The organism is Massilia orientalis (genome assembly GCF_030411975.2).
GTDB classification, from domain to species: Bacteria; Pseudomonadota; Gammaproteobacteria; order Burkholderiales; family Burkholderiaceae_D; genus Telluria; species Telluria orientalis.
The window spans coordinates 1-11317 of record NZ_JASNRB020000054.1; the positions used below are offsets into that span (position 1 = coordinate 1).

Sequence of the window (11317 nt, forward strand, 5' to 3'; positions counted from 1 at the left end):
AGATGGGCGCGGTCTTCATCCTCGCTCATGCCGTTGCCCACTTCGAGCATGTCCATATCGTTCCAGTGGCCGGGCCCAGCGAACTTGCGCAGGCCTGCCTGCTTGTCGAGGATGCGCAGCACCCCCAAACCAGTCGAGAAACCGGGACTGAATTCGCAGTCGAAGCAGTTATAGATATCGGGCGTGGTGCGCCACGAATGGGCGACCTTGCCGGCCCACTCCCACGGCTTGCTCATGCCCCATTCGCACACGCTGAATACCATCGGACGGCCCGCCTTGGCGATCGCGTCGCTCATCGTGGTGTAGGCCGGTTCGGCGTTCATGCCCGGGGTGTTGCACCAGTCGTACTTGACGTAATCGATGCCCCAGCGCGCATAGGTCCGCGCATCCTGATACTCGTGACCGCGGCTGCCGGGACGGCCGCCGCAGGTGGTCGCGCCGGCGTCCGAGTAGATGCCCAGCTTGAGTCCCTTGCCATGCACATAGTCCGCCAGCGCCTTCATTCCGGATGGGAAGCGCTTGGGGTCCGGCTCGATGTTGCCGTCGGCGTCGCGCTGGCCTTGCCAGCAATCGTCAATGTTCACGTACTGGAAGCCGGCGTCCTTCAAGCCCGACTTGACCATGGCATCGGCGGTCTCGTGGATCAGGCGCTCGTCGATTTCGCAGGCAAATTTGTTCCAGCTGTTCCAGCCCATCTGCGGGGTGCTGGCCAGGCCTTCAGCCTTTTGGGCCCAGCAATTGCCCGCCGAGCCAACGAATAGGGTCAACGCCGTGGCGGCCGCCATCATTGCCTTGCTCAGCCACAGCGGCTTGTGTGTTACATGCTTTGTTTTCATTTCTAAATCACTCGCAAAAAATGGGGAACCTCGTACAGATCCATCACGCAAAATACATGCTAAAGTTTCAAATCGTTAAGTCCGGCAGATTGGGCTAGCTTCAGGTGCAATAGCGGCTGCTGATTGCGCTGCGTGACTTGAATGCTTGCAAAGCATTTCCGAAAAAACTAAAACAGCCGCACCTGCGCATACAAACGCCGAAGGGCATGATCGTCTCTCCAGTTGTATTTTTATAATAGGAACATATCGGCGCACATAATCACTGTTTTGCATATATAAAATACAATTCAGTGCGTTTTTTCTGTGCGTTTTCTCGACGACGGGCGTCGACCGACAGCCCGAGCATAGATGGAGGCGCCGGGAGAATCTAACGATAGAAGCGAAACCTCTATGAAACTGTAGAAATTTCGATTTGAACTGTCAGGAGTGGAAGAGGATCAGGGCGACGAGTCCGCCCCTGACTTCACCGGGAAATCCTCGACGGGCGCTGATTGTTGCGCCGAAATCGATCGAAACACTTTCGGGGTGCAGCCATATTCTTCCTTGAATAACTTATTGAAGTAGGAAACATTGGCATAACCAACGGAATACGCAATCTCCGAGATCGCGGCGCCGCTATTTTCGGACACTAAGCGGGCCGCTTCCGTCAGCCGCAGTTTATTCAGGTAGCCGGTGAAAGTCATGCCCAGTTCTGATTTCAACAGATCATTGACTTTGGTTCGGTTGATCCCGGTCGCGGTAACAACCGACTCCAGGTCCAGGTGGGCATCGGTATAATTGGTGGCGATATATTTCAGAAGCCCCGCCTTTTCCTTATCCTTATACGGTTCCAGGGTTAATTGACGGTAGGCAGCCAGGGGAACATCTTTTCTCAGGCTGTTCGCCACGCTGGCAACCAGCGCGCGTGAATGGGCCCGGAAAAACCACACCGCAAATACGGCCCAGCTGGCCAACAGTGCCACGGCCAGCCATGCGAAAGAGCGATAGTCGCGACCATGCAGCACGAGTTCGCTGATTTCCACTTGGGAATCGACGTCCGGGGGACTATTCAAATTGGCGCCGAAGGAAATCTTTGCTACCTTGTCGAGGGCATAACCCTGGCTCGACAAGTCCAGCTTCATCTTGTTGAGCCACCAGTCAGGCAGGGCGAGCCGGGTCAGGTCCAGGGAAACCGGCACCCCTTTCTTATTGCAGGGGAAATAGGTGGCCGGTACTCGGTAGGTTTGGAAGTCGCCCTTCTTTGAGATCTTCTCGTCGAAGGTGGTAAGGGAAAATACCATCGAATTCGAGGGAGTGCATTTGGCCAGGAAGGTGATGCTGGTGTACTTCGACCAGTCCGCCAGCACTTGCCGTCCTTTCATGTCGGTGAGCACCAGGTCGGCAGTAGCGGATGGGAATGCCACCGCTTTCGTCAGTTTCATGTCGAAACGCAGTTTGTCCGACTGGTCATCGAGGATGCGGATGATCGAGGTGCCGCCCATCCCGCTATCCGTCCAACCGGCCGCCTTCAGGCGAACCCCGCCTCCCGCCCAAGGCAACAGGGAAAGGGAGCGATAGCTCTGATAAGTGAAAAAAGACACCATCAGCGCATTCGCGGCCACGAGGAGGATAAGTGCGAGCAGCGCTTTCTTGTATATCTCTTGCATTATGTATTGTTAACTGAACTATCATGAAGGCCCAAAAGCTGCCAAGCGCCCTGTCCGCATCATAGCAAGGTTTCTAAAGATGGCGACAATGACCTTGGATTCCTTCATTCCCGCCAAGTGCTGGATCGTGCTGGAGATGCCAACCGCGATGGGCTCGACGGCATCCCGCCCGGGCCCTCGTCAGGATGCGTGACTGGCGGTACATGAGCGTGTAACTGTCTAGCGTCTCGTGAATCAAATTCGAGACGATTCACTGACTGTTTGACATCGCGGCGAACTGGGACGCAGCGAACATACTTTCCAGGCCACGTCGCAGAGCGATCTCATGCGGTGCAAAGTGTGGTGCTGAGCTAACTCTTTGATTCGTAAGAGTCAAAACGGCCTGCAAAGCCGTGTAGATAGACGGGTTCAACCCCGTCCTTGCCTTTATCCCTATCTCATGCTGATCTTCAAGCTCTAATTCATATCAGACTTAAACGCGTCTTTAAGTCACATGATCAGCATCCCAGCACCAGTCTTCCAGCCGTTCGCTCGAGAAAATAGCGGAAGAACAGGCCTCGATACTTCTCGCTTTGTGAATTTCTGATAGAAACTGTCACATTCTCGTGTGGCATCATCGCGCCCGAACCGCTGAGGACACGAGCACAACGTGAGATCGTCCGCTCGCGTCTGGATGCTGAAACGTGCGTCACGGAAAATATTTTCGTAGCACAATAATATCGAAAGTTGGCGGCAACACCGCGTGCCCGCAGACGTACTCACCTTGTAACCTGATCGAATCGCCTCGTAGCCGAGGTGGCTTTTCGCATGACTACCCAGATTCAACACCTGCGCGACCGGCTCGCGGGGCGCCAGCACAACCGGATACTGAGGTTGTCATTCCCCAACGACGATGGCCCGTCGTGCGAGTTTGTGGTCAATGCATTGCACGCGCGGGAAAGCATGTCGCGCGACTTCGAATACGTTATCGAGATCCTGTCCGACAGCCCGTCGATCGCACTCGAGGATATCCAGGGAAAGCTCATCAGCGTCGAGCTGGTACAGCGGGGCGGCACGCTGCGCTATTTCACGGACTATGTGTTCGAATTCCGGCTCAAGCGCGTCGAGAACATTGCGTTCTACGAGGCGAAGCTGGGGCCATGGATGAAGTACCTGTCCTACCGCAAGGACTGCTACATCTTCCATAACGCGACGCTGTATGACCAGACGTCGAGCGTGTTCGAAGACTACGCGTCGCACGCGGTGTGGCGGACGAGGCTCTATGCGGACGACCCGCCAATGACGGATGCGTTCCAGTTCGAGGAAACGGACTTCAACTATCTGTCCCGGCGTTGGGAGGCAGCGGGCATGCATTATTTTTACGAGCACGACGCGAAGGGGCACACGCTGGTGCTCGGCGATGACACGACCCGTGCAGATCCGATCGATGGGGCGCCGTCGATCTGCTTACATCTCCACCGCGGCGGCGCACGCGACGGCGATACGATCGACGAATGGTCGCCGGTGCGCGCCATGGCGTCGAGCGGCGTCCAGATCGGCTCGTTCGACTTCAAGAGGCCGCAGCCCGCCACGACGGGTTTGCCGTCGATCGATCAGCAAGGCGGCGTCTTGCGTGTCGAGACCTACGAATACGCGGGTGCTTACGGCTTCAAAGATGCCAGGGATGGCGAGCGGCTGGCACGCATACGCATCGAGGAGATCGAGGCCATGGGCAAGCGTTTCGAAGCCGCCGGCAGCAACAGGTATATCCAGCCGGGGCGGTGGTTCACGTTGACCGACCGGTATGGGAACGATCTGTTCGGTGACGATTCGACTGCCAGCCAGTTCCTGATCCTGGACGTGCAGCACGTCGTCACCAACAATTATCTGCAGCAGGGCGATACGCCGCCGAAGTACGAGAACCGGTTCGTCTGCGTTCCCAAACAGGTGCCGTGGCGACCGGGCCGTGGCTTCAACAGCACGGATACGCGCATCGTCGGGCCGCAAACGGCCACGGTCGTGGGGCCCAACGGCCAGGGGAGCATTTACACCGACGAACATGGCCGCATCCGCGTCCAGTTCCATTGGGATCGTGTTGGCGACAATAACGACGCCAGTTCGGCATGGATCCGGATGTCCAATCCGTGGGCCGGCGCACAGTTGGGTGCCGCCGCCATCCACCGAGTCGGATCCGAAGTCGTCGTTTCATGGCTCGACGGCTCGCCGGACCGGCCGATCGTGCTCGGTGGCGTGCACAACCAGAACTACGCTCCGCCGTGGGCCCTGCCGGGCCAGCGAGCGTTGATGGGCTTTCGCACGCGCGAACTCGGCCCCGAGGGCGGGAATACGGTGACGGGCCGCAGCAACCATCTGATCCTCGACGATACGCACCAGCGCATTCAGGCGCAGCTCAAGAGCGACCACGAGCACAGCCAACTGTCGCTCGGCCACATCAGCCGTATCGAGGACAACGCCGGCCGCATGGACGTGCGCGGCGAAGGTTTTGAGCTCGCGACCGGCGCATGGGGTGTGCTGCGTGCCGGCAAGGGCATGCTGATCTCGACCGAAGCGCGGCCGCGCGCCAGCTCGCACATCAAGGACATGGTGGAGGGCAGCGCGCGGCTCGGCAGTGCGCGGGATCTGCATGACGACCTGGTCGACGCGGCCCAGCACGCGGGCGCCCAGAACGCGCAGCAGCACCAGAGCGACGCCGCAGCAGCGATCCGCGCGCAGAACGACGTGATCAAGGGCGGCAAGGGCGGCGAGTTTCCCGAATTGTCGGAGCCGATGCTTGTGCTGTCCAGTCCGGCAGGCATCAGCGCCACCAGTGCGCGTTCCACGCATCTGGCCAGCGATGAACATGTCGCGGTCACGGCGGGGAAGGATGTGTCCGTTGCAAGCGGCCGCAGTCTGTTTGCCAGCGTCCGTGAAACGTTGCGCCTTTTCGTCCAGAAGGCCGGCATGAAACTGATCGCGGCTTCCGGCGACATCGACGTCAAGGCGCTGTCGGACAGCATCAACCTGCTCGCCAAGCTGAACATCACGCACAGCGCCAACCGGATCACGATCAATGCCAAGGAGGAGGTCGTCATCAACGGTGGCGGCAGCTATGTCAAATTTTCGGCCGCAGGGATCGAGCACGGCACGAACGGCGATCATGTCGTGCATGCCGCCAACCACGACTTGTCGGGGCCGCGCGGCATGGACGCGCTCAGGCAGGAAGTGTTCGAACAATCCAAGCCGCAGCGATACAGCCAGCAGTTGGCGGTCGACAGGAACCTGTGGGACCTGCCGAGTGGCGTCAGGATGCTCAAATATCAGTTCATCTCCGACACGGCGGGCGTACTCGGGAGTGGCGTCCTCGACGGCAGCGGCAAGTCGAAGCCGCTGTTCACGGAGAGCAGCGAACAGACGAAAGTCGTGGTCGACGTCAACGACGGGAAATGGACCCAACTCGTCACGGACCGACCGGACGCCATCAGCCTGCCGGAAGACGGCGAGATGGTGGTCTTCGATTTCGAAGAACATGACGAGGTCGAGGATGACGACGGTCCGGACGACGCGCCCGATCCGACGCTGGCCATCACCCTTGATTAACGCCGATGGCGATCACCATGCAAACCAATACCATGATCCGATTTTCCGTAGTCGCCCTGACCCTGTCGATGGCCGCGGGCTGTGCGCAATCCGAGCCGCTCGTACGATCCGGCAGTATCCTGATGAGCGATCTGGCGGCATCGTCCGATATCAACAACGTCGCCGTGTCTCCCGACGGCACGCTGGCATGCGTCGTCGGTTCCTACGTCAAGGAGCGTGAGGCGGCTGTGTACAGCACCGTCACGCTCGTGGATCTCGTGCAGAAAAAGGTCGGCTGGACCAAACAGATGCCCCCTCCCGACGCGATGGCCAACGTGTACGCCGTCGCGTGCCGGTTCCAGGGCGACAATGTATACGTGCTGGCGAATGCGGACGCCGCGCACGCGATGGCGAATAACGTCGGCCGCGTCTACGTGGTCAAGTACAGCAGGAATGGCGACGAACTTAAGCACGCTGCGATTCCGGTGTCTACCGAAAGCCGGGTTGCCATCGATATGCTGGCGCATGACGGCAAGTTGCACGTCATCGGCTTTGGCAAGGATACGGACGCGAACAACGAGTATTACAGCATGTTCGTCGCGACGGTCGACGAATCGCTGGCGTTCCAGACACGCATGTCGAAAGACGGCAGCTATACGCAGTTCGCGGCCGTGCGGGCGATCGGCAGTCACTGGTACATCGGCGGCGATTTCTATCCCAAGATCGTTCCGAAGAACGACCTCCCCATCTATTACGCCAATTCGAAAATCAAGCCGGGTGGCGGGTATGTGTGGAGCGTGCGTCCGCAGCACAAGGTGGTCACCGCCTCGGACAACATCGCGACCGCCATCGACGACCGGGCGACGACGTATTCGCTGTCGCAGTCGCGCGGCACGTCGTCACTGATCGCGGTCGACGCGAGCGGCCACATCGCCCCCGCCATCACCTATAAAAGCGCGTTCTGCAAGGTGGACGCCTTCACGCCCGCGGGGCGTGGCTTGGTGGCGATCCGCCAGTCGTGCGCCGGCTCGGGCGGCACGCGCGGCCTGGTGTGGATCGACCCTGCCGCCGGTGCGGAAACGGCGCTCGACGTGCTGGGCGCGACGCCCAAGTTCATCATGTCGGACAGCCGCAACTGGTATGGCGTCGGGGTGAACGGGCGCAAGCAGGAATTCGTATTCGGTAGGATCGAAGGGCAATAATGGCGTACACCTACGAAGACCAGATCGCGTTCATCCGCGATCTGTACTGCCCCGCGCGGGCGGTGACGAAAGAAACGGGCATGTCCTGGGAGCTGATCCTGGCGCAGGCGGCGCTCGAGTGCGGTTGGGGGAGGCGCATGCTGCCCGGCACGAACAATGTTTTCAACATCAAGGCGGATCCGGGCTGGAAAGGGGAAAAGCGTCTATTCAACGTGCCCGAACAGGACAAGCATGGCAACGTCTACCATGTCGACGACTGGTTCCGCGTCTACCCGTCGCTGGCTGCGAGCCTGCGCGACCGTACCGAATTCCTGCGGAGTAATCCGCGCTATGCCAAGGCGGGCCTGTTCGACGACGGCGTCAAGGGCACGCTGTCCGGCGAAGCCGCCGCACTGCTCAAGGCTGGCTACGCCACGGACAAGAAATACGTGAGCAAACTCGAGGAAGTCTTCCGTGGTCGCACGATGCGGCGTGCGATCGCGGCTGCGCAGAAACGGGGATGCGGAGATTGCCTGCCGGTGGTGGAAGTGACGCTGAAGGATGGCGCCAACATCGAGATGGCGAACGCCAAGGTCAAGGTCGAGCACAACAAGAAATCGTCGGAGGTGACGACCGGGCCGTCCGGCGCGTTCGTCGTGCGCGTGCCGCCCAACAGCAGCGCCATCATGCTGAAACTGTTCGACGACACGAAGGATACGTGGATCGACCTCGACCCGATCGAGCCGCCGTCCACGGCGACGTCGATCGCCGCTACCATCATGGCGCCGACCTTCGTCGTTCCGACCAGCACCCGTCGTCACGAGAAAAAGCCGCAAGGCGGCGCGGTATCGGACGGCGCGACGGCGGCACCGCCCGCGCCAGCGCCGGCATCCGCCAATTTCACGCTGTATCCCATCAAGGAAGGCGACAGCTTGTCCTCGATTGGTGCGGCCCACGGCGTCGGTTATCAGGCGATCGCCGCACTGAACGACATCAAGTCGCCCTACATCATTCGCCCGCACCGTGTGCTGAAGATCCCGAAGAAGAGCATGCCGCAAGCGGCAAAGCCCGATAGCACGCCGCAAGCGGCGACACCCGATGGCACGCGGCAGGCGGTACAGCCTGCCGCGCATGCCGGACCGGCATCGGCAGGCAGCGCGCGGGTCGCAGTGCCGCCCGCATCGCTTGACACGATTTATTTCAGGAACCCTTCCGGCAATCCGCAGACCGAAGCCATGCTGTCGCTACGCGCACCATGGATGAAGTTCGCGGAAGCGGAATTCCAGAAGGGCGTGCGCAGGCGCGCAGGGCGCGACCACGACCCGCGCATTCTCGAATACCTCACCGCCACCGGTGTGCAAGGGGCGGCGCGGACGCGCGACGAGACGCCGTATTGCGCCGCGTTCGTCAACTGGTGCCTCACGAAAGGCGGCTTCCGCGGCAATGGCAGTGCTTGGGCGCTGGATTTTGCGCGCTGGGGTCGACCGACCAAGGACAACAAGCCGGCGCTGGGCGCAGTTGCCGTAATCCGGTTCCCGGGCACGCAGACGCACCACGTGACCTTCGTCGCGGGCCTGAACAATCATGGCGCCCTTCTGGCCACGCTGGGTGGCAACCAGGGCGACTTCAATGCCGTCACGCACAGCACCTGTCCCAAGTCCTGGGTGGTCGCCTACCGCTATCCAACCGATTACCCGCACCACGACGACGACTACGTGTTGCACGCCGTCCAATCCAGTTCCGGCCCGGTCACCGCGGCCGGTACCCGCTAGTGCGTGACCATCATTGAATCAAGAGAAACCATGCTGAAGACACTTATTCCGGCCGTATGCCTGCTCGCTGCCTGCGGAGCGCACATGTCCACTGCCGCCGACCTGCATTTCGCTGAGAAACTGGGCGGCGTGAGTCACGATCTGCGCATTGCCAACCTGAAGGCCGATACCCGCGGCATCCCGTCATTCGACTATACGTACCGCCAGCAGGGACCGGGCTGCACGTACACGCTGGCTGGCAAGGCGGTCGCGGGCTATGACGATGACGGAGGCAAGGTCGAACTCGAAGTCTACAATCCGCAAGGCGCCGACGGCAAAGCGACACCGCCAATCCTGGCATTCCACGATGGCGAGGCCAACTTCACGGTCGCCCGCAAGGAGATGCTGGCGCCGCAATGGATCACGTTTGACTCCATGCTCGACGATGCCGCACGCGCCAAACAATGCGACAAGAAGGCCGGCCGGATCGAGATCATGTTCAAGCACATCGTTCGCTGAGGCGTCACCGGCATGAAAACGATAGGCTGGGTCAGGCTGGGCGACAAGGCGTCATGCGGCGGCGTGGTGGCCGAAGCCTCGTCGACCGAAACGAGCCATGGCAAAGGCTACGCATTCCAGGGCGCCGCGATGAACTGCAAGAAGGGATGCAAGATCGCGGATGGCCATCCGAACGCCAGGCTGACCAACGGCAAGCAGAGGGTGACGCATGGCCAGCGCACCAGCGGCGGGTGCGCGCTGGCCTCGACGCTCAATGATGTCGACGGTATCGGCAATGCCTCCGGCAGTAATATCGCGGATGCGTTCAAGCAGGACGCCGAAGGCAATCTGCTGGAGATTTTCCTGCCGCGTCCTTTGCCGTTGTGTACCTTCGACCAGCATGTCGTGTTCGTCGACGAGCACGGTGCAGAGCTTGATGGCGTCTCCTATCAGCTTGCCGACGAGCGGGGCGCCATCATCGCCGGCGTCACCGGAAGCGATGGCCGCACTGACATCATGGGAAGCGAGAGGACCGGCAACCTGACGATTTCCCTTGGGGCAGGAGAGGCGGCATGACCCAACCGGAAGTGCTCTCAGCCACGGCCGCCAGGATCCCCCTGACGCCAAAGGCCGACCAGAACGGCATCAATGTCAAGCTGAGGGTCTTCTGGAAGACGACGAAGCAATGGACGCCGGCCGCGATCGCCGATTTCCAGCGGCAGGTGCCCACCATCGCACAGCGGCTCCGTGCCGAACAATACTGGAACAAGGACGGGCAGATCAAGAGAAGCCGGTTCACCTGCGAAGACTTCGCACTCAGGGTGTTGTGCGAATACGCAAGTGCGCAAGGCCTGCCCCTGAAACTGACTAGTGGCGTGCGCACCTACCGCAACATGGAAATCTTTAATGCGGAGCAACATGCGCACTACGGTGCGAATGCGTACGGCTTCGCCCATATGGTCATGCGCACGTATGGAGCGCCCGACATGCAGCGCCTGGGCGTGAACACGGAGGCCGTCGCGGGTCCGGAGGCGCTGCTGCCGGGAGATATCCTTGCGCTTGCCCACGACGCCAAAGGCGCCGCGACTGGCGGGCGGGCGCATCACATCCAGGTCGTCGCCGCCGTCGCATCGAGCCGCATCGACATCTTCCAGGGAAATTCCGACTCCACCATCCATCGTCCGATCACGTGGATCAACCGGCTTCTGGGGCGGAACAGCGCTGACCCTGATCAGACCGCGTACGCAGGCATGCCGCTGGAAACAGGGGTCTATACGAAGAGCCGTAAGGCAGGCTGGGATTACGTGAACAACTCGACTGGTAACGGTAGCAAGGATTTTCTGAAGCTGTTCGATCTCGTGCGCTGGAACTTCATGGAGTTCAATCGATGAATCTGACTCCATTCCAGGGCTTTCTGGCTGCGCTTGCCGACAGCAGTTTTTCTGCCGCGTTTTATCTTGCCGCGGGCTATCAGCTTGTAGTACTCGGCCTCGGGTGCTTCCGTGGCGTGCGGCCGACCAAGTGGTACGCGTTGGCCGCAGTGGTATCGCATCTGCTCTTGTCCATGTTTCTGCTCATCGGCTTTTACTACGCGACTCGGCCGGTCGCATGAAAAGTCTTTCACTGGCTTTCCGGAGACATGCTCTAACGAACTCATGCGGCGCAAAGTGCGGTGCAGAGCTAACCTTTTGATTCGTAAAGTGGTGCGTTCCCATGGTATCGCTCATGGTATGGCCGCAAGACGACTTGCGAATTCCTCCGACATTCAACCGCTAATCACGGCGGAGAGCCGTGCGGGTTGATTGTCGCTCAGGGACAATAATCCTTCAAGCTGCATATAACGTCGCTGC

9 protein-coding genes and 1 pseudogene are annotated in these 11317 nt (G+C 60.2%); 7 read left to right on the plus strand and 3 right to left on the minus strand.

The window, feature by feature from the left end:
- The 3 genes and pseudogenes from QPK29_RS32910 to QPK29_RS32920 all read right to left on the minus strand — a co-directional run.
- Positions 1-767: glycoside hydrolase family 27 protein (locus QPK29_RS32910; protein ID WP_400189943.1), on the minus strand; the 767-nt coding region annotated here is incomplete at its 3' end.
- Positions 768-1273: 506 nt separating this feature from the next.
- Positions 1274-2482 carry a helix-turn-helix domain-containing protein gene (locus QPK29_RS32915; RefSeq protein WP_371772312.1) on the minus strand — a complete coding sequence of 403 codons (1209 nt, stop codon included), beginning with the start codon at positions 2480-2482 and terminating at the stop codon, positions 1274-1276.
- Between the two features lie 78 nt (positions 2483-2560).
- Positions 2561-2632: pseudogene (locus QPK29_RS32920) on the minus strand (electron transfer flavoprotein subunit alpha/FixB family protein); the annotation flags it as partial.
- Positions 2633-3289: 657 nt separating this feature from the next.
- Between QPK29_RS32920 and QPK29_RS32925 the strand changes: the two are divergent.
- The 7 genes from QPK29_RS32925 to QPK29_RS32955 are packed head-to-tail and all read left to right on the plus strand — an operon-like array spanning position 3290 to position 11079.
- Positions 3290-6058, plus strand: a complete 2769-nt coding sequence (locus tag QPK29_RS32925) for a type VI secretion system Vgr family protein (protein ID WP_371772313.1) — start codon at positions 3290-3292, stop codon at positions 6056-6058.
- A 17-nt stretch (positions 6059-6075) separates the two neighbouring features.
- Positions 6076-7239 carry a hypothetical protein gene (locus QPK29_RS32930; protein WP_371772314.1) on the plus strand — a complete coding sequence of 388 codons (1164 nt, stop codon included), beginning with the start codon at positions 6076-6078 and terminating at the stop codon, positions 7237-7239.
- On the plus strand, positions 7239-8990 hold the full coding sequence (locus QPK29_RS32935) for a TIGR02594 family protein (protein ID WP_371772315.1): 1752 nt from the start codon (positions 7239-7241) through the stop codon (positions 8988-8990). Before QPK29_RS32930 ends, QPK29_RS32935 begins: the two co-directional genes overlap by 1 nt.
- 30 nt (positions 8991-9020) lie before the next feature.
- On the plus strand, positions 9021-9488 hold the full coding sequence (locus tag QPK29_RS32940; protein ID WP_371772316.1) for a hypothetical protein: 468 nt from the start codon (positions 9021-9023) through the stop codon (positions 9486-9488).
- Positions 9489-9500: 12 nt separating this feature from the next.
- Positions 9501-10043, plus strand: a complete 543-nt coding sequence (locus tag QPK29_RS32945) for a PAAR domain-containing protein (RefSeq protein WP_371772317.1) — start codon at positions 9501-9503, stop codon at positions 10041-10043.
- The gene (locus tag QPK29_RS32950; RefSeq protein WP_371772318.1) at positions 10040-10858 is read left to right on the plus strand and encodes a hypothetical protein; all 819 of its coding nucleotides are present in this window, start codon (positions 10040-10042) and stop codon (positions 10856-10858) included. The genes QPK29_RS32945 and QPK29_RS32950 overlap by 4 nt, the downstream gene beginning before the upstream one ends.
- Entirely contained in the window at positions 10855-11079 is a 225-nt protein-coding gene (locus tag QPK29_RS32955; RefSeq protein WP_371772319.1) for a hypothetical protein, read from the plus strand. The genes QPK29_RS32950 and QPK29_RS32955 overlap by 4 nt, the downstream gene beginning before the upstream one ends.
- Positions 11080-11317 lie beyond the last annotated feature (238 nt).

What these genes read in the sequence shown, in the direction of transcription:
- QPK29_RS32915 (WP_371772312.1), bottom strand. Translation starts at nt 2,482, where the DNA reads ATGCAAGAGATATACAAGAAAGCGCTGCTCGCACTTATCCTCCTCGTG.
- QPK29_RS32925 (WP_371772313.1), top strand. Translation starts at nt 3,290, where the DNA reads ATGACTACCCAGATTCAACACCTGCGCGACCGGCTCGCGGGGCGCCAG.
- QPK29_RS32930 (WP_371772314.1), top strand. Translation starts at nt 6,076, where the DNA reads ATGCAAACCAATACCATGATCCGATTTTCCGTAGTCGCCCTGACCCTG.
- QPK29_RS32935 (WP_371772315.1), top strand. Translation starts at nt 7,239, where the DNA reads ATGGCGTACACCTACGAAGACCAGATCGCGTTCATCCGCGATCTGTAC.
- QPK29_RS32940 (WP_371772316.1), top strand. Translation starts at nt 9,021, where the DNA reads ATGCTGAAGACACTTATTCCGGCCGTATGCCTGCTCGCTGCCTGCGGA.
- QPK29_RS32945 (WP_371772317.1), top strand. Translation starts at nt 9,501, where the DNA reads ATGAAAACGATAGGCTGGGTCAGGCTGGGCGACAAGGCGTCATGCGGC.
- QPK29_RS32950 (WP_371772318.1), top strand. Translation starts at nt 10,040, where the DNA reads ATGACCCAACCGGAAGTGCTCTCAGCCACGGCCGCCAGGATCCCCCTG.
- QPK29_RS32955 (WP_371772319.1), top strand. Translation starts at nt 10,855, where the DNA reads ATGAATCTGACTCCATTCCAGGGCTTTCTGGCTGCGCTTGCCGACAGC.